Annotated in this window: 20 protein-coding genes and 1 riboswitch; of the genes, 14 read left to right on the forward strand and 6 right to left on the reverse strand. The window is 65.7% G+C overall.

Translation table 11 applies throughout. The features are described 5' to 3' along the window. Window positions 1–2: 2 nt before the first annotated feature. Window positions 3–1,256, forward strand: a complete 1,254-nt coding sequence (locus LFT44_RS03565; protein WP_236801129.1) for an MFS transporter — start codon at window positions 3–5, stop codon at window positions 1,254–1,256. Window positions 1,257–1,356: 100 nt separating this feature from the next. Here LFT44_RS03565 and mmsB read toward each other — a convergent pair whose 3' ends face one another. The 3 genes from mmsB to chvE form a co-directional block, all read right to left on the reverse strand. Continuing rightward, a complete protein-coding gene (gene mmsB, locus LFT44_RS03570; protein ID WP_236801130.1) occupies window positions 1,357–2,634 on the reverse strand; it encodes a multiple monosaccharide ABC transporter permease in 1,278 nt (425 codons plus the stop codon). Between the two features lie 4 nt (window positions 2,635–2,638). Next, window positions 2,639–4,168 carry a multiple monosaccharide ABC transporter ATP-binding protein gene (mmsA, locus tag LFT44_RS03575; protein ID WP_236801131.1) on the reverse strand — a complete coding sequence of 510 codons (1,530 nt, stop codon included), beginning with the start codon at window positions 4,166–4,168 and terminating at the stop codon, window positions 2,639–2,641. Between the two features lie 108 nt (window positions 4,169–4,276). Next, complete coding sequence (gene chvE / locus LFT44_RS03580; RefSeq protein WP_442863763.1) at window positions 4,277–5,407, reverse strand: multiple monosaccharide ABC transporter substrate-binding protein; 1,131 nt, start codon at window positions 5,405–5,407, stop codon at window positions 4,277–4,279. Between the two features lie 266 nt (window positions 5,408–5,673). Between chvE and araB the strand changes: the two genes are divergently transcribed. The 7 genes from araB (at window position 5,674) to LFT44_RS03615 (ending at window position 12,123) form a co-directional block, all read left to right on the forward strand. After that, entirely contained in the window at window positions 5,674–7,446 is a 1,773-nt protein-coding gene (gene araB / locus LFT44_RS03585) for a ribulokinase (RefSeq protein WP_236801132.1), read from the forward strand. Continuing rightward, the gene (locus LFT44_RS03590) at window positions 7,443–8,171 is read left to right on the forward strand and encodes an L-ribulose-5-phosphate 4-epimerase (protein WP_236801133.1); all 729 of its coding nucleotides are present in this window, start codon (window positions 7,443–7,445) and stop codon (window positions 8,169–8,171) included. Before araB ends, LFT44_RS03590 begins: the two co-directional genes overlap by 4 nt. Before the next feature lie 28 nt (window positions 8,172–8,199). Next, window positions 8,200–9,720, forward strand: a complete 1,521-nt coding sequence (gene araA, locus LFT44_RS03595; RefSeq protein WP_236801134.1) for an L-arabinose isomerase — start codon at window positions 8,200–8,202, stop codon at window positions 9,718–9,720. Window positions 9,721–9,726: 6 nt separating this feature from the next. Further along, complete coding sequence (locus LFT44_RS03600) at window positions 9,727–10,725, forward strand: LacI family DNA-binding transcriptional regulator (RefSeq protein ID WP_236801136.1); 999 nt, start codon at window positions 9,727–9,729, stop codon at window positions 10,723–10,725. Window positions 10,726–10,802: 77 nt separating this feature from the next. Further along, window positions 10,803–11,006, forward strand: coding sequence for a hypothetical protein (locus tag LFT44_RS03605; protein WP_236801138.1), 204 nt, complete (start codon window positions 10,803–10,805; stop codon window positions 11,004–11,006). A 92-nt stretch (window positions 11,007–11,098) separates the two neighbouring features. Then, window positions 11,099–11,401: a DUF4193 domain-containing protein gene (locus tag LFT44_RS03610; RefSeq protein ID WP_142131097.1), complete on the forward strand. Its 303-nt coding sequence runs from the start codon at window positions 11,099–11,101 to the stop codon at window positions 11,399–11,401. Between the two features lie 176 nt (window positions 11,402–11,577). After that, a complete protein-coding gene (locus tag LFT44_RS03615; protein ID WP_236801140.1) occupies window positions 11,578–12,123 on the forward strand; it encodes an AMIN-like domain-containing (lipo)protein in 546 nt (181 codons plus the stop codon). A 71-nt stretch (window positions 12,124–12,194) separates the two neighbouring features. Here LFT44_RS03615 and LFT44_RS03620 read toward each other — a convergent pair whose 3' ends face one another. After that, entirely contained in the window at window positions 12,195–13,751 is a 1,557-nt protein-coding gene (locus tag LFT44_RS03620; protein ID WP_236801142.1) for an APC family permease, read from the reverse strand. A gap of 223 nt (window positions 13,752–13,974) precedes the next feature. Here LFT44_RS03620 and LFT44_RS03625 point away from each other — a divergent pair, with 223 nt between their 5' ends. Continuing rightward, window positions 13,975–14,454, forward strand: coding sequence for a Dps family protein (locus LFT44_RS03625; RefSeq protein ID WP_142131093.1), 480 nt, complete (start codon window positions 13,975–13,977; stop codon window positions 14,452–14,454). A gap of 93 nt (window positions 14,455–14,547) precedes the next feature. Here LFT44_RS03625 and LFT44_RS03630 read toward each other — a convergent pair whose 3' ends face one another. Next, window positions 14,548–16,104 carry an MFS transporter gene (locus LFT44_RS03630; protein ID WP_236801144.1) on the reverse strand — a complete coding sequence of 519 codons (1,557 nt, stop codon included), beginning with the start codon at window positions 16,102–16,104 and terminating at the stop codon, window positions 14,548–14,550. A gap of 84 nt (window positions 16,105–16,188) precedes the next feature. Here LFT44_RS03630 and LFT44_RS03635 point away from each other — a divergent pair, with 84 nt between their 5' ends. From LFT44_RS03635 to LFT44_RS03650, 4 genes are all read left to right on the forward strand, one after another. Then, window positions 16,189–16,725: a TetR/AcrR family transcriptional regulator gene (locus LFT44_RS03635; protein ID WP_236801145.1), complete on the forward strand. Its 537-nt coding sequence runs from the start codon at window positions 16,189–16,191 to the stop codon at window positions 16,723–16,725. A gap of 94 nt (window positions 16,726–16,819) precedes the next feature. After that, window positions 16,820–16,917, forward strand: a riboswitch (glycine riboswitch). 189 nt (window positions 16,918–17,106) lie between these two features. Beyond that, window positions 17,107–19,971, forward strand: a complete 2,865-nt coding sequence (gcvP, locus tag LFT44_RS03640; protein WP_236801147.1) for an aminomethyl-transferring glycine dehydrogenase — start codon at window positions 17,107–17,109, stop codon at window positions 19,969–19,971. Between the two features lie 11 nt (window positions 19,972–19,982). After that, window positions 19,983–21,131, forward strand: coding sequence for a glycine cleavage system aminomethyltransferase GcvT (gcvT, locus tag LFT44_RS03645; protein WP_236801148.1), 1,149 nt, complete (start codon window positions 19,983–19,985; stop codon window positions 21,129–21,131). A 509-nt stretch (window positions 21,132–21,640) separates the two neighbouring features. Beyond that, window positions 21,641–23,083 (forward strand): L-serine ammonia-lyase, encoded by a 1,443-nt coding sequence (locus LFT44_RS03650; protein ID WP_236801149.1) that lies wholly within the window; start codon window positions 21,641–21,643, stop codon window positions 23,081–23,083. Window positions 23,084–23,093: 10 nt separating this feature from the next. Here the strand turns inward: LFT44_RS03650 and LFT44_RS03655 are convergent, their stop codons facing one another. Continuing rightward, window positions 23,094–23,639: a TspO/MBR family protein gene (locus LFT44_RS03655; protein WP_236801150.1), complete on the reverse strand. Its 546-nt coding sequence runs from the start codon at window positions 23,637–23,639 to the stop codon at window positions 23,094–23,096. Window positions 23,640–23,759: 120 nt separating this feature from the next. Here LFT44_RS03655 and LFT44_RS03660 point away from each other — a divergent pair, with 120 nt between their 5' ends. Continuing rightward, window positions 23,760–24,893 carry a lipid II:glycine glycyltransferase FemX gene (locus tag LFT44_RS03660; RefSeq protein WP_236801151.1) on the forward strand — a complete coding sequence of 378 codons (1,134 nt, stop codon included), beginning with the start codon at window positions 23,760–23,762 and terminating at the stop codon, window positions 24,891–24,893. The last annotated feature ends 144 nt before the right edge of the window (window positions 24,894–25,037 follow it).

Raw genomic sequence — 25,037 nt, forward strand, 5'->3', positions numbered from 1 at the left:
CAGTGAATGCTGCAGCTCGTAAGATCCAGACCGTCTACCTGACGCTGACGTTGGGGAACACCCTTGCGGCGTCGTTCATTTGGGGAATCAATACGTTGTTCCTGCTCGATGCCGGGCTGAGCAACCTGGAGGCGTTCGCCGCGAATGCATTCTTCACGGCCGGGATGGTCCTGTTTGAGGTGCCCACAGGGGTGGTGGCGGACAGCTGGGGGCGCCGCACCTCCTTCCTGCTGGGCACGGTGACCCTGGCCGGGTCCACCTACCTCTACTACCTGCTGTGGCAGTTGTCCGCGCCGTTCTGGTGGTGGGCCGCCGTGTCGTCCCTCCTTGGCCTTGGGTTCACGTTCTTCTCCGGGGCAGTGGAAGCCTGGCTGGTGGACGCGCTGCACTTTTCCGGCTACGACGGCGGCCTGGAAACCGTCCTGGGCCGCGGCCAGATCGTTTCCGGCATCGCCATGCTGGCAGGGTCAGTAGCTGGCGGGGTCATTGCCCAGGCCACCAACCTGGGCGTGCCGTTCCTGCTGCGCGTCGTCGTCCTGGTGGCAATGTTCGTGGTGGCTTTCCTGCTGATGCACGACGTCGGCTTCACACCAGAGCGCTCGGCCCACCCCCTGCAGGCCACCCGCGCAGTCCTGAAGGCGTCCGTGGACGGCGGGCTGAGGAATCCGCCGGTGCGGTTCATGATGCTCGCTGCCCCGTTCACCGAAGGCGTTGGGTTCTACGTCTTCTATGCCCTCCAGCCCTACCTGTTGCAGCTTTTTGGCGATCCCAAGGCTTATGCCATCGCAGGCCTGGCAGCGGCCATCGTGGCGGGAGCAGACATCGTGGGCGGCTGGCTGGCGCCCCTGGTCCGGAAACTGGTCCGCCGCCGCACCACCGTGCTGATCGCTTCCACGGTCGCCAGTTCGGTGGTCCTGGTGGTGCTCCTGGCCACGAAGGTCTTTTGGCTGGCGCTGGTGCTCCTGGCCCTGTGGGCCGTGGTGGCCTCCGCGGGCACCCCGGTGCGCCAGGCCTACCTCAACGACATGATCGCCTCGAAGCAGCGGGCCACGGTCCTTAGCTTCGCCTCGCTTATGGGCTCCAGCGGGGGAGTGGTGGTGCAACCCGTGCTCGGCCGGGCCGCCGACCTCTATGGCTACCCTGCATCGCTGGCATTGGGCGGCGCGGTGCAGTTGCTGGCGGCACCCTTCATGCTGCTGAGCCGGCGCCGGCGCGCGCCGGCCGACTTCGCCGCGGGCCTGGCCGCAGCACCCTGATAGGGGCGGAAAGCGCTGGAGCCGGGAACAGGGAAGGCCCCCGTTGCCGGGACTGGCTCCGGGCAACGGGGGCCACCACGAGCGCAGGTGGAGATCCGTCCTACTTGACGCCCGCTTCCACTGCTTCGCTGGCCGGAGCCGGCTTCTCCTGTGCGGGCGGAGGGGAGGTCTTCAGCTTGAACCGTTTCCCAATTTCGCCGCCGCCACCGCTGCGGTTCTTGTTGAAGATGTCGAAGCCCACGGCGACAAGGAGCACCAGGCCCTTGATCAGCTGCTGGTAGTCGGTGCCAAGGCCCAGGATGGACATGCCGTTGTTGAGCACGCCCATGATGAGTCCGCCGATCATGGCTCCGGCGACGGTTCCGATACCGCCGGTGACCGCGGCGCCGCCGATGAAGGCCGCGGCGATGGAATCCAGTTCGAAGCCGGTTCCACCGGCCGGCTGCGCCGAGTTGAGCCGGGCGGTGAAGACGAGGCCCGCCAACGCGGCCAGCACGCCCATGTTTACGAAGAGCCGGAACGTTACGGCCTTGGTTTTGATGCCGGACAGTTCAGCCGCATGCAGGTTGCCGCCGATGGCGTATGTGTGCCGGCCGAAGACACTGTTGTTCATGAGGGCCGTGTACGCGATCACCAGGGCGGCCAGGACCACCAGGACAATCGGGGTGCCGCGGTAGGACGCCAGCAGGAACGTGATGATGAGCATGAGCAGCGCCGTGAAGGCGGTCTTGATGACGAACCACACCAGGGGCTCGCTTTCGAGGTCGAACTTCCGGCGGATCCGGCGTTCCTTGAGCGCTTGGATCAGCAGCGCGGCCGTGGCCCCGACGCCCAGGATGACGGTGAGCCACTCCAGTACGGAGGTGCCGCCGGTGAGGTCGGGAAGGAAGCCGCCGCCGAGGGCCCGCAGTTCGGCCGGGAAGGGGGTGATCTGCTGGTTCTTCAGGGTGATGAGGGTCAGGCCGCGGAAGATCAGCATGCCCGCCAGTGTGACGATGAAGGCAGGAATCCCCACGTAGGCGATCCAGTAGCCCTGCCAAGCGCCCACCAGGGCGCCGACCAGCAGGCAGGCGGGGATGGCGGCCCACCACGGCCAGCCCCAGTGCACGATCATGACGCCGGCCACGGCGCCGATGAACCCGGCCACCGAGCCGACGGAAAGGTCGATGTGCCCGGCGATGATCACCATGACCATGCCGATGGCCAGGATCAGGATGTAGCTGTTCTGGACCACCAGGTTGGTGACGTTTTGTGGTTCCAGCAGGATCCCGCCGGTCAGTCCCTGAAACAGCAGGACAATCAGGATCAGGGCAACGAAGATGCCCACCTGGCGCAGTTGGCTTGTGAGGAATCCGAGCGATTCTCTGAGGGCGGACATTTCGCTATTCCTTCTCTTTGGTCATGTAGTGCATCAGGGTTTCCTGGGTGGCCTCGGCAATGGGAACTTCACCTGTGATGTGGCCGGCGGCCAGCGTGTAGATGCGGTCGCAGATGCCCAGCAGTTCAGGCAGTTCCGAGGAGATGACGATGACAGCTTTTCCTTCGGCCGCGAGTTTCCCGATAATCGTGTAGATCTCGTATTTGGCGCCAACGTCGATTCCCCGCGTGGGTTCATCGAGGATGAGCACGTCCGGATCGGAGAACATCCACTTGCTCAGCACCACCTTCTGCTGGTTGCCACCGGAGAGCTTTCCGGTAATGGCCGCCACCGACGGAGCCTTGATGTTCATGCTCTTCCGGTAGCCGTTGGCCACCACGGTTTCCTGGTTCTTGTCCACGAAGCCGCGTTTGGCGAGCTTGCGCAGGGCCGCCAGGGAGATGTTCCGCTTGATGTCCTCGATGAGGTTCAGGCCGTAGTGCTTGCGGTCTTCCGTGGCATAGGCGATGCCGTTCCTGATGGCGTCGGACACCGTGGCCGTGTTGATTTCCTCGCCGTACTTGTAGACCTTGCCTGACGTGGCGGTTCCGTACGTGCGCCCGAAGACGCTCATGGCAAGCTCCGTGCGCCCAGCGCCCATGAGCCCGGCCAGTCCTACCACTTCGCCCTTCCGGACGTACAGGTTGGCGTTGTTGACCACCATGCGCGTGTGGTCCTGGGGATGGCGCACGGACCAGTCCTCGATCCGCAGGACCTCATCGCCGATGTGCGGCTCGCGGTCCGGGTACAGGCTCTCCAGGTCCCGGCCCACCATGCCGCGGATGATCCGTTCCTGCGTGATCTGACCTTCGTCCAGCCGAAGCGTCTCAATGGTCTTGCCGTCCCGGATGATGGTGACGGCGTCAGCCACCTTGCGGATCTCATTGAGCTTGTGGCTGATGATGATGCTGGTGACGCCCTGGCCCTTCAGGTGGAGGATCAGGTCCAGCAGGTGGCCGGAATCCTCGTCGTTAAGGGCGGCAGTGGGCTCGTCCAGGATGAGCAGCTTCACTTCCTTGGACAGCGCCTTGGCGATTTCCACGAGTTGCTGCTTGCCCACGCTGATGTGCTGCACGGGGGTGACAGGGTTTTCGTCGAGGCCGACGCGGGCCAGCAGCTTTGCTGCCTCCAGGTTGGTCTTGCGCCAGTCCACCCACCCGTTGGTGGCTTGTTCATTGCCAAGGTAGATGTTCTCGGCAATGGACAGGTACGGGCTGAGGGCCAGTTCCTGGTGGATGATGACGATTCCGCGCTTTTCGCTGTCCGAGATGCTGGAAAAGTGGCAGGGCTCGTTTTCGAAGAGGATTTCCCCCTCAAAGGTGTTGTGTGGATAGACGCCGGACAACACTTTCATGAGCGTTGACTTTCCGGCTCCGTTTTCCCCGCAGATGGCGTGGACCTCGCCACGGTTCACATCGAGGGTGACGTCCTGCAGCGCTTTCACGCCGGGGAACGTCTTGGTGATTCCTCGCATTTGAAGAATGGGTGTGTTCATCGTCAATTCCCACTGACTGTTCGGAGCTTGCCTTCCTGCTGCTGCAGGAGGCTGCGGGTGGGGCTGTGGCCCGGGACGGATACCCAGGCCACAGCCCCCTGACGCTGACTACTTGACGTCGGCGTCGGTGTAGTAACCCGAGTCGATCAGTTCCTTCTTGTAGTTGTCCTTGGTGATGATCACGGACTTCAGCAGGAACGCCGGGACAACCTTGACCTTGTTGTTGTAGGTCTTGGTGTCGTTGGTTTCCGGCTCCTGGCCCTTGAGGACGGAGTCGACCATCTTGACGGCCTGCGCGCCGAGCTGGCGGGTGTCCTTGAAGATGGTGGAGTACTGCTCGCCGGCGATGATGGACTTGACGGAACCCTTTTCGGCGTCCTGGCCGGTGACCACGGGCAGGCTGCCCTTGGCGTAGCCGCCGGTGCTGGTGAGGGCAGAGAGGATGCCGATGGACAGGCCGTCGTACGGGGAGAGGACGCCGTTCAGCTTGGTGCCCGAGCTGTAGGCGGAGGTGATGATGTCCTCCATGCGCTTCTGCGCCACCGGTGCCTGCCAGCGAAGGATCGCGGCCTGCTCAAACTTGGTCTGGCCGCTGGGGACCTTCAGGGTGCCGGCGTCCATGTACGGCTTCAGGGTGTCCATGGCGCCGCTCCAGAAGAAGTTGGCGTTGTTGTCGTCGGGGCTGCCGGCGAAAAGCTCGATGTTGAACGGCCCCTTGCCGTCAACCTTCTTGCCGCTGGCGTCCAGGAGGCCCAGGCCCGTCAGCAGTGAGGTGGCCTGCTGCACGCCCACGGTGTAGTTGTCGAACGTGGTGTAGTAGTCCACGTTCGGGGTGCCGTTGATCAGGCGGTCGTACGCGATGACCTTGACGTTCTGGTCCTTGGCCTTGGCCAGGACGTCGGTCAGGGTGGTGCCGTCAATCGCGGCGATGATCAGGGCCTTGGCGCCCTTGGTCAGCATGTTTTCGATCTGAGACACCTGCGTGGGGATGTCGTCATTGGCGAACTGAAGGTCTGTCTTGTAGCCGAGGTCCTTCAGCGACTTCTCCACGTTGGCGCCATCGGCAATCCACCGTTCGGAGGTCTGGGTGGGCATCGAGATCCCGACCAGTGAATCGCCGGGCTTGGCGGCACTGCCGGATTCGGTGGCGGCTCCGCCCCGGGAGCCACAGCCGGTGGCGCCCACCGTCAGGGCGAGGACAAGGGCCACCGCGCCCATGAGTTTTTTGATTCTCACCATTTTCTCCTTCCGCGGCAGCATTGCCGCGAAGTGTTGTTGGACAGGCAGCACCGACGCTTCCTGGTCCTGGCCACATTGTTGATGTGTCGGTTCAATATAGACCGCTTTGTGAACGCTAACAAGAGCAAGCCATCGAAATTTCGCAACTTTTTCGGTTCCATTGACTTCCTTCTTGTTAGCGTTCACACTTGCTGCAGCACCTAGCTCGACCCCGACCCCTACAAACCCGGTAATGAGGCCTCCCGCCTCCCGGACGGAGGCCACCCATGCCAGAAACGTTGTTCACTTCCAGCTCCGACTCCCGCCAAGACCACTACGTCATCGGGGTGGACTACGGGACCCTTTCGGGCCGTGCCGTGGTGGTGCGGGTCCGCGACGGCAGGGAACTCGGCAGCGCCGTCCACGAGTACCCGCACGCGGTGGTCACCGATTCCCTGCCCGAAGACACAGCGGGCGCCGAATCCGGCGGACGTCCCGCAAGGCTTCCCGGCGAATGGGCACTCCAGGTGCCCAACGACTACCGGGAAGTCCTGCGCAAGGCCGTCCCCGCCGCAGTGGCGGACGCGGGGATCGACCCTGCCGCCGTCGTCGGCATCGCCACAGACTTCACCGCCTGCACCATGGTGCCGGTCAAGGCTGACGGCACCCCCCTGAACGAACTGCCCGGCTTCGCCAACCGGCCGCACGCCTATGTGAAGCTCTGGCGCCACCACGCAGCGCAGGGGCAGGCTGACCGGATCAACCGGCTCGCTGCCGACCGGGGCGAGGACTGGCTTCCACGCTACGGGGGACTGATCTCCTCCGAATGGGAGTTCGCCAAGGGCCTGCAACTGCTGGAAGAGGACCCGGAAGCATACGCCGCCATGGACCACTGGGTAGAGGCGGCCGACTGGATCGTCTGGCAGCTCTGCGGGCGCTACGTCCGCAACGCCTGCACCGCCGGCTACAAGGGCATCTACCAGGATGGCCGGTATCCGTCCGAGGACTTCCTGGCGGCCCTGAACCCGGACTTCAAGGACTTTGTCAGCTCCAAGCTGGAGCACACCATCGGGCGGCTGGGGGACGCTGCCGGCACGCTCACCGCGGAGGCTGCTGCCTGGACCGGACTGCCGGAGGGCATCGCCGTGGCCGTGGGAAACGTTGACGCACATGTCACGGCCCCGGCTGCCAAGGCCGTGGACTCCGGCCAGCTGGTGGCCATCATGGGCACCTCCACCTGCCATGTCATGAACGGCACCGAACTCCGGGAGGTGCCCGGCATGTGCGGGGCAGTGGACGGCGGCATCGTGCCCGGCCTGTGGGGCTATGAGGCCGGCCAGTCCGGCGTGGGGGACATCTTTGGCTGGTTCACCAAGTACGGCGTCCCGCCCGAATACCACCAGGCTGCCAAGGATGCGGGCCTGGGCATCCACGAGTACCTCACCGAACTCGCCTCGCGGCAGGCCATCGGGGAGCATGGCCTGATCGCCCTCGACTGGCACTCGGGCAACCGTTCGGTCCTGGTGGATCATGAGCTCTCCGGGATCGTGGTGGGCCAGACGCTGGCTACCAGGCCGGAAGACACGTACCGCGCGCTGCTCGAAGCCACGGCTTTCGGAACCCGCACCATCGTGGACGCCTTCCGCGATGCCGGTGTCCCGGTCAAGGAATTCATCGTGGCCGGCGGCCTGCTCAAAAACAAACTCCTGATGCAGATCTACGCGGACGCCACCGGCCTGCAGCTGTCCACCATCGGCTCCGGGCAGGGCCCGGCGCTGGGCTCGGCCATCCACGCCGCCGTCGCGGCGGGACAGTACGCGGACATCCGCGAAGCTGCCGCCGCCATGGGCGCCGAACCTGGGGAGGTCTACACCCCGATACCGGAAAACGTGGCCGCGTACGACGAACTGTTTCAGGAGTACAGAACGCTGCACGACTACTTCGGCCGCGGCAGCAATGACGTCATGCACCGGCTTAAGGCCATCCAGCGCAAGGCGGCCCGGACTGGGCTGCCGGGGACTGGCAACCTGTCGGCTACCGCTGTGGAGGTGTCCGCATGACCGCCGGTACCGGGGTAACTCCGGCGATCCTGCAAACCATCGCCCGGATCCGGGAGGAAGTCTGCGCCCTGCACGCCGAGCTCACCAGGTATGAACTGGTGGTGTGGACCGCAGGCAACGTTTCGGCCCGTGTACCGGGAACAGACCTCATGGTCATCAAGCCCTCCGGCGTCTCCTACCAGGAGCTGACCCCGGAGCAGATGATTGTGACCGACCTGCACGGCACCCCGGTTCGGGGCACCAACGTCGGTGGTGGCGGGACCGTGGATTGGGGCAACCCGCCGCTGTCGCCGTCCTCGGACACGGCCGCCCATGCCTATGTGTACCGGCACATGCCCGAGGTGGGCGGGGTGGTGCACACCCACTCCACCTACGCCACCGCCTGGGCCGCCAGGGGAGAAGCCATCCCGTGCGTGCTGACCATGATGGGTGACGAGTTCGGCGGCGAGATTCCGGTGGGACCGTTCGCGCTGATCGGCGATGACTCGATCGGCCAGGGCATCGTGGAGACGCTGAAGAACTGCAACTCGCCCGCGGTCCTGATGCAGAACCACGGCCCGTTCACCATCGGCAAGGATGCCCGGTCCGCCGTGAAGGCCGCCGTCATGTGCGAGGAAGTTGCGCGGACCGTGCATATTTCCCGGCAACTCGGTGAACCGCTGCCCATCAAGCAGGACCACATCGACTCCCTCTACGCCCGCTACCAGAACGTGTACGGCCAGTAGGCCAAGAACCGACTTTCCAGGAGAATCCATGAGCACCGCAGCAAACACCTCCCTCGACGGCTACGAGGTCTGGTTCCTCACCGGCAGCCAGCACCTCTACGGCGAGGAGGTCCTCAAGCAGGTAGCTGCCCAGTCACAGGAGATTGCCAACCAGCTCAACGCATCCTCCGCGGTGCCGGTGCGGATCGTGTGGAAGCCGGTCCTCACCGATTCGGACGCCATCCGCCGCACCGCGCTGGAGGCGAACTCGGATGATTCCGTGATCGGCGTGACTGCCTGGATGCACACCTTCAGCCCCGCCAAAATGTGGATCCAGGGCCTGGACCTGCTGCGCAAGCCACTGCTGCACCTGCACACGCAGGCCAACCGCGACCTGCCCTGGGCGGACATCGACTTCGACTTCATGAACCTGAACCAGGCCGCGCATGGCGACCGCGAGTTCGGCTACATCCAGTCACGCCTGGGCATTGCCCGGAAGACGGTCGTCGGGCACGTCTCCAACCCCGAGGTCGCCCGCCAGGTCGGTTCCTGGCAGCGCGCCGCCGCCGGCTGGGCTGCCGTCCGGACCCTGCGGCTGACCCGCTTCGGGGACAACATGCGCAACGTGGCCGTCACCGAGGGCGACAAGACGGAGGCCGAGCTGCGGTTCGGCGTCGCGGTCAACACCTGGTCCGTGAACGAACTCGCCGACGCCGTGCACGGCGCTGCAGAGTCCGACGTCGACGCCCTGGTGGCGGAATACGAGGACCTTTATGACGTGGTGCCGGAGCTCCGCGCAGGCGCGGCCCGGCACGAATCGCTGCGGTACGGCGCCCGGATTGAACTGGGATTGCGCAGCTTCCTGGAGGGCAACGGGTCCGCGGCATTCACCACGTCCTTCGAGGACCTGGGAGCCCTCCGCCAGCTGCCCGGACTGGCGGTGCAGCGGCTCATGGCCGCCGGCTACGGCTTCGGCGCCGAGGGTGACTGGAAGACCGCCATCCTGGTGCGCGCTGCCAAGGTGATGGGTGCCGGCCTGCCCGGCGGGGCCTCCCTGATGGAGGACTACACCTACCACCTGGAACCGGGATCCGAGAAGATCCTGGGCGCCCACATGCTGGAGGTCTGCCCCTCCCTGACCGCGCAGACGCCGCGCCTGGAAATCCACCCGCTGGGCATCGGCGGCAAGGAAGACCCCGTTCGCCTGGTGTTCGACGCTGACGCCTCCCCGGGCGTCGTCGTCGCCCTGTCGGACATGCGGGACCGATTCCGCCTGGTGGCCAACGCCGTCGACGTCGTTCCCCTTGACCAGCCGCTGCCCAACCTGCCCGTGGCCCGTGCCCTGTGGCAGCCCAAGCCGGACTTCGCCACCTCCGCCGCCGCCTGGCTCACCGCCGGCGCCGCGCACCACACCGTCCTCTCCACCCAGGTGGGGATGGATGTGTTCGAGGACTTCGCGGAAATCGCCAGGACCGAACTGCTCACCATCGACGAAGGCACCACCATCCGCCAGTTCAAGAAAGACCTGAACTGGAACGCCGCCTACTACAAGCTGGCCGGGGGGATCTGACCACGCATGGTGCGGCGGCCGAGGCTTGAGGACGTGGCGGAGCTGGCCGGCGTCTCGCACCAGACAGTATCCCGGGTAGTCAACTGCCACCCGAATGTGAGCGCGGGGACCCGTGAGAGGGTGGAGGCGGCGATTGCCCAGCTGGGCTACCGCCGCAACTCCGCTGCCCGGAGCCTGGTCACCCGGCGCTCGCAGACCATCGGGGTGCTGGCCAGCGAACTCTCGCAGTACGGGCCTGCCAACACTTTGCTGGGGGTGGAACGCGCCGCACGGGACGCCGGGTACTTCGTCAGCGTCGCTGCCCTGCGGGAGGTCAACCGTGATGCGATCCTGGCTGCCGTCCGGCACTTCCTGGACCAGTCGGTGGAAGGCATCGTGGTGATTGTTCCGCACCTTGAGATGCCCGCCGCCCTCGCGGAACTGCCCCTTGGAGTGCCTGTGGTGGCCGTGGGGACCACAGGAAACGACGCTGTTGGCGGGGTCAAGGTGGACCAGCGCCGGGGGGTCGAACTGGCCGTGCGGCACCTCATCGGACAGGGCCATGTCCGCATCGGACACGTGGCCGGGCCCCAGGACTGGATTGATGCGGTGGCGCGCGCGGACGGCTGGCGGTGCACCCTGGACGCGGCCGGTCTCGAGGCCGATCTCATGATCGAGGGGGACTGGAGCGCCGGGAGCGGTTATGCCATTGGCCGGCAAGTGGCAGCCACCCGACGTGCCACTGCGCTGTTTGTGGGCAACGACCAGATGGCGCTGGGGGTCCTGCGTGCCTTGAATGAGGCGGGTATCAAGGTACCGGAGGACATATCCGTGGTGGGCTTCGACGACCAGCCCGAAGCCGGCTATTTCAGCCCGCCGCTGACGGTGGTCCGGCAGGACTTCGAAGAACTGGGCCGGCGGTGCATGGACATGATGCTCAAGGCACTGGACGGTATGGACGGGCCGCAGACCCTGGTGGTGGAGCCCGAACTCGTCCTGCGCAGCAGCACCGCTCCGCCCTCCTGAGCTTCCGGCAGCCGATTTAATCCGGGGGAGACCCACACGAAACGTGGCCACAACAATCGCTGCGTACGTTGGCAGGCATGACGGCAACCCTGCTTATCCGGCTCCGCGACTGGCTGCTGGACACGTTCACGTATGAATCCGAGTCCCAGGCCACAGGCGCTATGGCTGAAGCCACCCGCTGGGGCTGGCTGCCGGCACTGAGCGGGGTGTCCGCGGGAGCGGATCACGCCCGCTCCGAGCATGCGGCAGCAGGGGCCGAAACCAGCGCTATGTCTGGTTGAGCACACTATTGCGCCACTAGCGTTGTAATGCCCTAAACTGCTTCACTGAGGTGCCTGAAATGGCGCTGCGCAGCAACGAAAGTGAACACGCTATGGCTACCGATTACGATGCTCCACGCAAGCAGGAAGAAGAGTCGCCCGCTGACTCTCTCGAGGCCCTCCAGGCGTCACGGAGCGGCAACGCGCAGACGGCGGTTATCGATGTTGACGAAAACGACACCGCTGAAGGTATTGACCTGCCCGGCGCCGACCTGTCCAACGAGGAACTGACCGTTATTGTGGTTCCCGAGCAGTCCGACGAGTTCACCTGCTCGTCGTGCTTCCTGGTCCGCCACCGGTCACAGGTTGCACGTGAAAAGAACGGCCTGAAGTACTGCCGCGACTGCGAAGGCTAAGACTTTTTCCTGCACCGGCCGCCCCTGGGGTGGCCGGTGCTTTCTTGTCCTGCGTGCTTCTTTTTCGAGCCGTCGATCTCCGGCCGCCGTCGTTATCAAAATGACCCCTCGTCTCCGGGGAGGAACACTCCTACGCTGGAAGCATCCAATGGCTTTGAATCCTGGATGGCACAGCAATGAAAAAGTTCTTCATCTGGCTCGCAGCCCTCATGCTGGCTGTAGGGCTGGGAATCGTAGTCCAGGGACCTGCCTCGGCGGCTCCCTACTGCGGGCTCACCTGGGGCTCGCTGGCGAAATCCGGGCAGGACACCGGTACCGCATCCGTCACCAATGTCCGCACGGGGCGGCACTACTGCTTCGACCGGCTGGTGGTTGACCTCAACGGCCCTGCCGTCGCCTACACCGTTCAGTACGTGCCGCGGATTGAGCAGGAGGGCTCGGGGCTTCCCATTCCGGTGCGGGGTGGTGCGCGCCTGCACATCAGCATCAAGGCGCCCTCCTACGACGAGAACGGCAACGCCACCTACAACCCCGCGGACAGGAACGAACTCAGCAACGTTTCCGGCTACCAGACCTTCCGCCAGGTCGTCTCTGCAGGAAGCTTCGAAGGGTACACCAGCCTGGGCCTGGGCGTCCGCGCCCGCCTTCCGTTCCGGGTCTTCACCCTTGACGGTCCGGGTTCCGGCTCCCGCGTGGTGATCGACGTGGCGCACTATTGGTGACCGATCCGTCGTCGTAAAACCAAAAAGGTGCCGCGCCCCTGACGGGGCACGGCACCTTTTCTGCGCTGTCCTTACTCCGGAACCACGAGGGCGGGAGTATCGCGCTTCAGGGTTTCACCGCGGAAGAAGCCGGGGTGGGTGCGGGACATGACCAGCATGACGACGCCGCCCAGGGCCAGGATGCCGATGCCCAGGATGAACACCAAGCCCACGCCGAAGACCTCCGAACCGCTGCCGAATTCCGGGGCCAGGCTGTCCACGGCGGTCTGGAAGAACACCACGAACAGGCCCACGCCGCCCACCACCGGGCACACCAGCCGGAACAGGAAGTGGCGTGCGCTGTTGAACAGGCTGTGGCGGAAGTACCAGGTGCAGGCAAGCGCTGTGAGGCCGTAGTAGAAGCAGATCATCAGGCCCAGGGCCAGGATGGTGTCGTTCAGGACGTTCTCGCTGACCACGTGCATCACGGCGTAGAAGCCCGCGGAGATGATGCCGGCCGCGATGGTGGCGAAGCCCGGCGTCGCGAACTTCCTGCTGATCCGGCTGAAGGGCTCCGGCAGCGCACCGTAGTGCGCCATGGCCAGCAGGCTCCGGGACGGTGACATGAACGTGGACTGCAGGGATGCAGCGGAGCTGGAGAGTACGGCGAGGGACATCAGGATGGCGAAGGGACCCATGATGGGGGAGGCCAGTGCGGTGAAGATGTTCTCGTGGTTCTCGGCGTTGTTCAGGCCGTTGCCGGTATCGCCAACGCCTGCGAACATCATGGTGGCGATGCTGACCAGGAGGTAGATGGCAAGGACGATGACAGCCGTCAGCGTTCCTGCCACGCCGGCGGTCTTCTTACCGTTGGCCGTCTCCTCGTTGACGGTGAGGCAGACGTCCCAGCCCCAGTAGACGAAGATCGACAGGGAGATGCCCGCGGCAACCTGGCCGAAGGTCTCGATCTTGGTCACGTCGAACCAGTCCCAGCTGAACGGGATGGCCGTTTCAGAGGTGGACCAGTTGGCAAAGGCCAAGCCCACGAACAGGCCCAGGACCAGCAGTTGGAAGCCCACCAGGCTGTACTGCACCAGCTTGGTGGTGTGCATCCCGCGGTAGCTGACCCAGACGGCCAGCGCCACGAAGACGAAGCAGGTGAGCACGTTCAGGGCTTTGTTGTCCGCCAGGTCTGCGAGCTCGGGGGAGCCGGTGAGCTGGGACAGGAAAAGGTAGAAGAAGTCGACGGCGACGCCGGCGAGGTTGGACAGCACGATGATGTTGGCCGCCAGCAGGCCCCAGCCGCCCATCCACCCGATCCATGGCCCGAAGGCCTTGGTCACCCAGGTGAAGGTGGTGCCGCTGTCCGGGGAATCGGCGTTGAGTTCCCGGTAGGAGAGCGAAACCAGGATCATGGGGATGAACCCGATCAGGAAGATGACTGGCAGCTGGAGGCCGGCTTCGTTGACGGTGGGGCCCAGCGCGCTGGTGAGGGTGTAGGCGGGGGCAATGGTCGAAATGCCCAGGACGACGACGGCGAGGAGCCCGAGCTGCCCGCCCTTGAGGCCCTTGTCGCTGAAGCCGTCCGCGGCCGGCGCATGGACATGCGGACCGGACTTGGAAGTGCTGGTGCGGATTGTCTCTGTCATGGCACCACTTTCTGAAAAGGCTGTGAGACGGTCGTCACTATATGAATGGCGTTCATTTAGTATGGGGGTGCCCGGCGTGTGATGCAAGACGCAATATGAATCACATTCGTTTGTGACTCGTTTGCGGAATTAGTAAGCTCGCTGATGAATTGTCGGAAGTGCTGCCGCCGCGGGGTCCGCGGCTGGTAGCGTCTGGCATATTGGACCACTTTGAGGAGGATGCATGAAAGCTTCACCCACACTGACCAACAACCTGCAGGCTGTCCTTGCAGACCTGATTGAGCTCCATGTCCAGGGAAAGCAGGCGCACTGGAACATCGTGGGCACCAACTTCCGCGACCTTCACCTCCAGCTGGACGAGATCGTGGACGCCGCCCGCCAGTTTGCCGACGACACCGCCGAGCGGATGCGGGCCCTGCATGCGCTTCCGGACGGACGCAGCTCCACCGTTGCCGAAACCACCAGCCTGGCCCAGTTCCCTGAAGGGCTGATCAGCACCGAGGATGCCATCGAGCGGATCGTCGCCGCCATGGAGGCGGCCGTGGGCACCATGCGCAAGGTCCATGACGAAGTGGACGAGGAGGACCCCACCTCGGCGGACCTCCTGCATGAGTTCATCGCCCGGCTGGAGCAGTTCGCCTGGATGGTGCAGGCCGAAAACATGAAGCCAACCGCCAAGGTCACGGCTGCCGACTCGAAGTAGCGGGCACTTCACGGGGCGCCCGGTGCCGAGGGGATTCCTCCTCGGCCCCGGGCACTTTCTGTTGCCCGGACCGTTCCAGGCGGCCCGGCGGCACTAGACCGCCTTTGGCGCTTTGCGAAGCACGACGGCGGCGAGGACTGCCGCCGCCGCCATCAGTACCAGCCCAATCGCCGCAGTCACGTGCACCCCGGAATCGAACGCCGCGGCGGCAGCGTCCAGGACCGCTCCAGCGAGCGATGCGGGCAGGAGGTTGGCCGCCTCCACCGCGCCCGCCAGTGTTTCTCCGGCGTTGTGCAGGACAGGCCCGGGCAGTGTGCCCTCCAGGCCTGCCGGCAGCCGAAGGTTTTGCTGGTAGGAGGCTGTCAGGATGGATCCCAGGACAGCTGTCCCCAGCAGTGAGCCCACCTCGTAGCCCGTTTCGGAAATCGCCGCGGCGGCCCCTGACTTTGCCGGCGGGGCGGCACCCAGGATGAGGTCGTTGGAGATGGTCTCCGCCGTGCCCACGCCCAGCGCCAGGACCAGGAGGGCTGCCAGCAGCAGCGACGGGCCGCCGTCGTGGTTTCCGAACGTCACCATGCTGTAGCCTGCAGCGCTGAACGCCAGCCCCGCAGCCACCACGTACCCGGGCCGGACCTTGCGGACCAGCGGCACCACCACCAGGCCTGCCACCACCGTGGCCGCCAGCGCGGGGACCATGGCAACTCCTGCCGCGGAGGGGCTCATTCCTTCGAGGAGCTGCAGGTGCTGGGCAAGGAACAGGATGAACCCGTTGAAGGAAAACAGGGCCAGGATGTTGGCGGCAATGGCCATGCTGAATACCCTGTTGCGGAACAGGGACATGTCCAGCAGCGGGTGCTCCAGGCGCCGCTGCCGCTGCACGAACACCGCCCCCATCGCCAGGCCAAAGGCAATCGCCCCCAGACCTGCTGCGCCCGGCCCTTCCGTGGCAACTGCCTTGATGCCGTACACCACGGGCACCATGACCAGCATGGACAGCAGGATGCTCGGGATGTCCACCTTCCCCGGCGCGGGATCCTTCGACTCCGGGACCAGTGCCGGCGCCAGCACCAGCAGGGGAATCATGAGGGGGACCGCTACAAGGAAGACCGCACCCCACCAAAAGTGCTCCACCAGCCAGCCGCCGAAAATGGGTCCCAGGGCCGCGCCGCCGGAGAATCCCGCAGCCCAGATGGCGACGGCAAGCCGCCGGCGGTTGGGCTCGGGAAAGATGTTGCGGATCAGCGACAGCGTGGACGGCATCAGCATGGCCCCGAAGAAGCCCAGGGTTGCACGGCCGGCGATCAGCCACTCCGGTGTGGGGGCAAAGGCCGTGGCGGCAGAGATCGCGGCGAAGCCGAGGCTGCCCATGACCAGGAGCCTCCGGCGCCCGATCCGGTCGCCGAGGCTCCCCATGGATACCAGCAGGCCGGCCAGTACCAGGGGATAGGCGTCCACGATCCAGAGCAGCTGCACCCCGGTGGGTTCCAGGGCGCGCGCAATGGCCGGCAGTGCGAAGGTCAGCGCGGTGTTGTCCACGGCGACCAGGAGCACGGGAAACATCAGCAGGGCCAGCGCCAGCCAGTCACGCCACGGCTGCCGCGGGGCGTTCTTGTCCGCGCCTGTGGGTGCGGGGCTGGTGAAAGTCGTCATGAAATAACTATACCGTCCGGACGGTATAGTTTGAAATGGCTGCCGGTTCCGTCTTCCCGCCCGGGGAAGGGCATGATGGGAAGCATGCCCCGAAAGCCTGTAGCCCGCGACGCGGTCCTTGATGCCTTCGAGTCCCTGTTGATCGAGGTGGGGGAGCGCGCTGCCACCCTTGACGCCGTAGCCCGGAAGGCCGGCGTGTCGAAGGGCGGCCTGCTCTACCACTTTCCCAACAAGGAAGCGCTCATTGCCGTGCTGCTGGACCGACTGGAGGGCCTTGCCCGGGAAGACGCCGATGCCATGGCCTCGGCCGATGAAGGCGCGGCGGCATACTTCATCCGTTCCTCGGTGTGGGCGGACACACCGCTGGACAGGGCCATCGTTGCCGCCACCAGGCTTGCCGAGGTGGCGCATGAGGAAACGCGGCGCCGGTTCGCGGCCATCCAGCAGCGCTGGTTGGACGAGATCGCGGCGGATGTCGGTCCGGGGCTGGCGAAGGCAGTTCTCTATATGGGTGACGGCCTCTACTTCAACGCCATGCTGTCGGTGGCCCCCGCGCCGGCGGGGGGAGCGGCCGCTGACGTGGAGGAACTCCTCGCCGCCCTGGAGCGGCTCCGCAGGTAGCATTTGCCATTTGCCGGGAGGGGCGGGCGCGTAGGACAATGGAGAGTTGTGAGGGCCGCCACCGGCCGTCATGGCCCAACAAGTGAATAGCCTTTGATCTGCGGCGGGAGAGTTCTGCCGGAAGCACAGGCAGGCGCCGTAGGAGCAAATCCTCCCCAGGAATCTCGCAGGCCCCTGTACCGCCGCGGCGAGGCGCCTCTGGAAAGCAGCAGGCAGTTGTCCTCCTCCCCTTGGGGAGCGAAAGAACTGCTGTGCTCACCGACGGTGCAAGCGGGTCCTGCCAGGCAGGCACCGCGGAAACTCTCAGGTCCAATACAGAGCGGGGAGGAACCCGAATAGCTGTGGCGTACCCTGCGCCGCCTGAGTAAATGGAGTTCCTTCGTGTCGGTTAGCCCAGCCTCCACCACCTTCGTAGACCGCCATATCGGCGCGCGCCGCCAGTCCGACGTCGACACCATGCTCAAAGCCGTGGGCTACGACACTGTCGACTCCCTGGTGGACACGGCCGTTCCCAAGGTCATCCGCCAGGAAACCGCCCTCCGCCTCCAGGACGCCCTCAGCGAGGTTGAGGTCCTCACGGAACTGCGGAAGCTTGCCGGGAAGAACAAGGCGGCCGTGCAGCTGATCGGCCAGGGGTACTTCGATACCGTCACTCCGCCGGTGATCCGCCGCAACATCCTTGAGTCCCCGGCCTGGTACACCGCTTACACCCCTTACCAGCCGGAGATCTCCCAGGGCCGGCTCGAGGCCCTGCTGAACTTCCAGACCATGGTGCAGGACCTGGTGGGCCTGCCCATCGCCAACGCCTCGCTGCTGGATGAAGCCACCGCCGTGGCCGAGGCCGTGCTCCTGATGCGCCGCGCGAACAAGGCCAAGCCCGCCGCCGACGGCAAGACCGTGCTGGACGCCGACGTCCTGCCCCAGACCCTGGCCATCGTGAAGGGCCGCGCTGAGGCACTGGGCTTCGAGGTGGAGGTCGCCGACCTGTCCCAGGGCCTGCCCGAAGGCGACATCAACGGCATTGTGCTGCAGCAGCCCGGCGTTTCCGGACGCGTCTGGGACCAGTCCGCAGTCATCAGCGCCGCCAAGGAGCGCGGCGCCCTGGTCACGGTGGCAGCGGACCTGCTGGCACTGACCCTGATCACTCCTCCGGGCGAGCAGGGCGCCGACATCGCCGTGGGTTCCGCCCAGCGCTTTGGTGTGCCGCTGTTCTTCGGCGGCCCGCACGCCGCCTACATGGCTGTCCGCAAGGGGCTGGAGCGTTCGCTGCCCGGCCGGCTGGTGGGTGTCTCCAAGGACGACGCCGGTGTTCCCGCCTATCGCCTGGCGCTGCAGACCCGTGAGCAGCACATCCGCCGCGAGAAGGCCACGTCCAACATCTGCACAGCCCAGGCGCTGCTGGCCATCGTCGCGTCCATGTACGCCGTTTACCACGGCCCGGACGGCCTCAAGGCAATTGCCGTAACGGCGCACAGCCACGCCCGTACCCTGGCGGCCTCGCTTACGGCTGCCGGTGTTGAGGTCCTGCACGCGAGCTTCTTCGACACCCTGACGGTCCGCGTCCCCGGCCGCGCTGCCGCCGTCATCGCCGACGCCGAGGCCCGGGGCATTAACCTGCGCAGCATCGACGCCGACACCGTGGGCATCGCCCTTGATGAAACCACGACGCCGGCCATCGTCGCCCAGGTGGGCGACATCTTTGGCGCCACCGTTTCCGGGAGTTCCGTTGGCGGCGGCGAGGGCTTCGGGCTGGAGGCCGCCGTCGAGCGTTCCTCCGACTACCTGCAGCACCCGGTGTTCAACACGCACAGGTCCGAAACCCAGCTGCTGCGCTACATCCGTAAGCTCTCGGACCGTGACCTGGCGCTGGACCGCACCATGATCCCGCTGGGTTCCTGCACCATGAAGCTGAACGCCACGGCCGAGATGGAAGCCATTTCCTGGCCGGAGTTCGCCTCCATCCACCCGTTCGCCCCAGACTCCCAGACGGCCGGCTGGCGTGAACTGATCGCCGACCTTGAAGCGGACCTGACCGCCATCACGGGCTACGACCAGGTGTCCATCCAGCCCAATGCCGGCTCGCAGGGTGAACTCGCTGGTCTGCTGGCGATCCGCGGCTACCACCACTCCCGCGGCGACCAGCAGCGCAACGTCTGCCTGATCCCGGCCTCGGCGCACGGCACCAACGCCGCCTCCGCCGTGCTGGCGGGCATGAAGGTCGTCGTCGTGGCCACCGCCGCTGACGGCACCATCGACCACGACGACCTGACGGCCAAGATCGAAGCGAACAAGGACGCCCTGTCCTGCATCATGATCACCTACCCGTCCACCCACGGCGTCTATGACGGCGACGTCCGTGAGGTCTGCGACGCCGTGCACGCCGCCGGCGGCCAGGTCTACATCGACGGCGCCAACCTGAACGCGCTCGTTGGGCTCGCCCAGCCCGGCAAGTTCGGCGGCGATGTGTCCCACCTGAACCTGCACAAAACCTTCTGCATCCCGCACGGCGGCGGCGGACCCGGCGTCGGCCCGGTTGCAGCCAAGGCACACCTGGCACCGTTCATGCCCGGTGACGCGACCACCTGGAACGCAGGTTCCGGCGCCACCGACGTGCCGATTTCCGCCTCCCGATTCGGTTCGGCCGGCGTGCTGCCCATTTCCTGGGCCTACGTGAAGCTGATGGGCGGGGAGGGGCTGACCGAGGCCACCAAGGCAGCGCTGCTGGCTGCCAACTACGTCGCCTCCCGGCTCAACGAGTACTTCCCGGTCCTCTACACCGGCGAAGGCGGCCTCGTTGCCCACGAGTGCATCCTCGACCTGCGCGAACTCACGGCCAGGACCGGCGTCACGGCAGAGGATGTTGCCAAGCGGCTGATCGACTTCGGCTTCCACGCCCCCACCCTGTCCTTCCCCGTGGCGGGCACGCTGATGGTGGAGCCTACCGAGTCCGAGGACCTGGCGGAGATCGATCGCTTCATCGAGGCCATGATCAGCATCCGCAAGGAAATCGACCAGGTGGCCAACGGCGACTTTGCCGTTACGGATTCACCCCTGCGCCGCGCACCCCACACGGCAGCCGCCGTCGTCAGCTCCGACTGGGACCGCGCCTACCCACGCGAGCAGGCCGCCTTCCCAGCCCACCACAAGCAGGACAAGTACTTCCCGCCGGTGGGCCGCATCGACGGCGCAGCCGGGGACCGGAACCTGATCTGCTCCTGCCCGCCGCTCTCCGAGTTCGAGAACTGAGGCCCGCCACCATGACCGGGAACTACACGTCGCTGTACGACGAACACAAGAAGCTGGGCGCATCCTTCACCGACTTCGGCGGCTGGCAGATGCCGCTCAAGTACAGCTCGGAACTGGCCGAACATCACGCCGTCCGTAAAGCTGCGGGCCTGTTCGACCTCTCCCACATGGGTGAGGTCTGGGTGACCGGCCCGGACGCGGCCGCCTTCCTGGACTACGCGCTGGTGGGCAAGATTTCCGCCATGGCCGAGGGAAAAGCGAAGTACTCGCTGATCTGCAATGAGGACGGCGGGATTATCGACGACCTCATCATCTACCGCCGTCCAGCTGCACAGGACGGTACCGACGTCTTCCTGGTGGTGCCCAATGCCGGCAATGCCGTCGTGGTGGCTGCAGCCCTTGCCGAGCGGGCAGCCGACTTCGACGTTGTGGTGGACGATGCGTCGGCCCGCACACCCCTGATCGCGGTGCAGGGGCCCAAGGCCCAGGAACTGCTGCTGCGCCTGGTCCCGGCCACGCAGCACTCGCTGGTGACGGAGTTGAAGTACTACGCCGCCGTCGAGGTTTCCTTCCTGGTGGGCGGCGCAGGAAAGGAACTCCTCCTTGCGCGCACCGGATACACCGGTGAGGACGGGTTCGAGATCTTCCTGGACAACGACGATGCCCCCGCCCTGTGGCAGGCGTTGATCGCCATCGCCGACGAAGGGGAACTCATCCCCGCCGGGCTCGCCTCCCGCGACTCCCTCCGCCTCGAAGCCGGCATGCCGCTGTACGGCAACGAACTGTCGCTGCAGGGCGATCCATTCGCCGCCGGACTGGGCGCCGTCGTCGCCCTCTCCAAGGAAGGCGACTTCGTGGGGAAGGCTGCGCTGGCAGCCAAAAAGGAAGCCGGCGCCGGCAGCGCCTCCGGCCGCCGCCTCGTAGGCCTCAAGGGCCAGGGCCGCCGCGCCGGCCGCGCGCACTACCCTGTCCTCAAGGATGGCGCAGTCGTCGGCGAAGTTACCTCCGGCCAGCCCTCGCCCACCCTCGGGTACCCCATCGCCATGGCCTATGTCGACGTCGAACACTCGGCACCCGGCACTGCCCTGGACGTTGATCTCCGCGGCAAGGCAGAGCCTTTCGAAGTCGTCGACCTCCCGTTCTATAAGCGGGTCAAGTAGCTTTTGGTGCTCCGCCTTTGTCACCTTCGCCCGTCGGGGTGCTTGGTTACCTTCGGGAGGGGCGGACCGCACATTTTCACGCGTGCTGCTCCTTCGTCGCTTTGACGCAGGCTTTCGAAAAGTCCGGCTCCGCCGCCCCCTCGTGCGTACGTTGCGACCGGGGGAGTTGCAACGGGCGGGCAAAGGATCGCCGCACAGCTTCCGGGCGGGCGCGGACTACGTGCGGGTTATTTGTTCCGGGCGAGAGAGTGTGGGAGGGACCGGACTACGTGTGTGTTTCTCTTTCCCCGGCACTCGCGAGCGTTGTCGGCCCGATCGTTGCCTACTGGAGCCGGGCGCTTTGGTGCCGTGTCCGCTCGGAGTGGGCGGGGCATCCGGCAGCGTGCTCCCCACCGTCCCCCTAACCTCGCAAGCTCGGCCAGGGAACCCGGACGGCGTGGGCCCCGAGCACGCAGAGGATGTCCTGCCCGCTCCATCCCGACCACTTGTATTAGTTAGGAACCACGCACATGGCTGTTGGCGTTTTTGATTTGTTTTCGATCGGTATTGGTCCGTCGTCGTCGCATACTGTGGGGCCGATGCGGGCTGCTGCTGTGTTCGCGGAGGAACTCAAAAGCCTTGGAGTCTTGGCTGATGTGGCGTCTTTGCGGGTGGATTTGTATGGTTCGCTGGCGGCAACGGGGCATGGGCACGGGACGATGACCGCGGTCCTGTTGGGGTTGGAGGGGTTCCATCCTGAGTTGATCCTGCCCGTGGAGGTGGAGGAGCGGCTGGCCTCGATCGCGGAGACCGGGACCTTGAACCTGGCCGGTGCCGTGCCGCTGCCGTACGGGGTGAAGGATATGGTGCTGCGGCCGCTGACGGTGCTGCCCCGGCACACGAACGGGATGACCTTCACCGTGGCCGATGCGGCCGGGGAGGTGCTGCACGCGGCGACGTTCTTCTCGGTCGGTGGCGGGTTCATCGTCCGCGAGGGCGAGGAGGACGCCGCGCAGCAGGAACTGGACGCGTCCAAACAGGAGCTGCCGTTGCCGTTCCGGACCGCCGCGGAACTGCTGGAACACTGCCGGAACACCGGGCTGGGCATCGCGGACGTGATGCTGGTCAACGAAAAGGCCGCCCGGTCCGAGGAGGAGATCCGGACCGGTTTGCTGCACATCTGGTCCGTCATGGCCGACTGTGTCCAGACCTCGCTGAAGCGGGAGGGGGTGCTGCCGGGCGGGTTGAAGGTCCGCCGCCGCGCCCCGGACTGGTACGAGAGGCTGAAGAAGGAATGCGCACGCCCCGGCGAGGACAACCAGGACCTGGATTTCCAGGACTGGGACTTCCACGATCCACGGTATTGGCAGGAGTGGGTTAACTTGGTGGCGTTGGCGGTGAACGAGGAGAACGCCTCGGGCGGCCGGGTGGTCACCGCGCCCACGAACGGGGCGGCCGGGATCATCCCCGCGGTGCTGTACTACGCGCTCCACTTCGCCCCCGGCATGGACCAGGCCACGAAGGAAGACCGGGAGGATGTGGTGGTGCGGTTCCTGCTCGCCGCCGGCGCCGTCGGGGTCCTCTACAAGGAACAGGCCTCGATCTCCGGGGCCGAGGTCGGCTGCCAGGGCGAGGTCGGGTCCGCGTCCTCAATGGCCGCCGCCGGCCTGGCCGAGGTCATGGGCGGCACCCCGGCGCAGGTGGAAAACGCGGCCGAGATCGCGATGGAACACAACCTCGGCCTGACCTGTGACCCGATCGGCGGCCTGGTCCAGGTCCCCTGCATCGAACGGAACGCGATCGCCGCCGCCAAAGCGATCAACGCCGCGAAAATGGCCCTCTGGGGCGACGGCACCCACCGGGTCTCCCTCGACGAAGTCATCATCACCATGCGCGAGACCGGCAAAGACATGTCCTCCAAATACAAGGAAACCGCCATGGGCGGCCTCGCCGTCAACGTCGTCGAATGCTGACAGCGGCCTCCTAGTTGTGCGCTGCCGCCCACCAGTTCAGGCTGGCAGCGAACACCAGCCATGAGATGTAGGGGAGCAGGAGCAGCCCGGCGGTCCGGCTGATCGGACCGAAGTACAAAACCGTCACAGCGACGGCGGCGATCAGGGCAAGGATGACCACCAGCCCCAGCCACAGGGCTGCCGTGCCGAGGGTGGGATACAGGGCAAAAAATGCTGGGGTCCAGGCGAGGTTGAGGACCAGTTGGAGGGCGTAGACGAACATGGCCGGGCGGGTCCGGTTGGTCCGTTTCCGCCATACCAGCCATGCCGCGACCGCCATCGCCGTGTACAGGACAGTCCAGACCGGACCGAACACGCCGTTCGGCGGGGACCAGGGAGCCTTGTCCGCCGTGGCATACCAGCCGGTGACATTGGCCGCCGACGCAAGCCCGCCCAGCCCCGCCACGACCAAGGACGCCACCAGGAACCCGGCAAGCGCGGCAACCTGCACCCCGGCGCTGTACGGCTGCCTGCCGGTACCCGCAGGCGCGGCTGTCTCTTCCCCATCCGGCCTCATACCCCAACCCTTGTTGAACGCCCCAAGCCCCGTCAAGCCAGCGGAGGCAAGCGGCAGGGCGCAGTGCCGGGCGGGCCGGGGAAAGGCCGGGAGCGCATCAGGCTTTAGACTTGAGGCTGCATGTCCGCACGCATCCAGAAGTACCGAAACCGCGCACAAACCCGATTGGACACGGCCCCCTTGCGAGAATTCACCGCACGTTTTGCCACAGCCGAGGAAATTGAGAACTGGGACAAGCACGTCACGGCCAACCCGAACGGCGGCAACATGCTGCAGTCGGCCGCCTACGCATCAGTCAAGAATGGCAGTGGCTGGAAAGTCCGCTTCCTGGTGCTGGAAGGCGGCGGAAATCCCAGCTACAACCTGGTGCTGGAAAAGCGCTTCCCGGTCCTGGGACGGCTTTGGTACCTCATCAAGGGTCCCGACCTGGCGGACGCGGCTGACCTGCGGCCCGCCCTCGAAGCGTGCGCGGCCTTCGTCCGCAGCAGCAAACTGAACGTCTTCGCCATCAAGGTGGAGCCGGACATCATCGACTCCACGGACGCGCAGCAGGAACTGCAGGCAGCCAACCTGGTCAAGGCCCCCAACATCCAGTCCAACGACTCCACCGCCCTGCTGGACATCTCCGGCACGGAGGAGGAAGTGTTCAAAGCCATCTCCTCCCGTGCCAGGAATGCAGTGCGGCGTGCCGAGCGGGAGGGCTGCCAGGTGGTCCGGCAGGAGCAGGGACCCGAAACCTACCGGGCGCTGTACGACCTGATGGCCAACACCGTCAACGCCAAGGGCTCCATGCCCCTCCGCAGCTACGACTACTACGCACGGTTCTGGGACGAGTTCTGCAACCGCGGCCAGGGCAACTTCTTCTTCACCTATGAGGACGGGAAGCCCAGCGTCGGCGCGTTCGTCATCAACTACGGTGCCAAGGCCACCTACAAGGACGGTGGTTCCATCCAGAACCGCAAGCAGTACGGGGACTCGCACCTGGTCCAGTGGACTGCGATCAAGCGGATGCAGGAGCTCGGCTGCACCGAATACGACTTCTGCGGGACGCCGCCGGCTGCACGGATCAAGGACAAGACCCACAACCTCTACGGCATGGGGATGTTCAAGACCAGCTTCACCAAGACGGTCACCGACTTTGTGGGCTGCCATGACTACGTGCTGTCCCCGCTCCGGCACCGGCTCTGGGTCAGTGGCGGCGAAAAGGTGTTCCGCAGGATCGAAACCGCGCGCACCGGGCAGCAGTTCTACTGAGCTGCATCCACCAGGGCTGTGGCCAGCGCGCCCCTGCCGGCCGCAGGGCCGCCCTGCCGCGACTAAAATCCGCCTGAAGATTCCTCCGCCTAAAAACCCTCCATACAGTGCGTGCCGATTGAGGCCGCGAAGAGTCGAGAAGAA

It is taken from the genome of Arthrobacter sp. FW306-05-C (assembly GCF_021801725.1).
GTDB lineage: Bacteria > Actinomycetota > Actinomycetes > Actinomycetales > Micrococcaceae > Arthrobacter.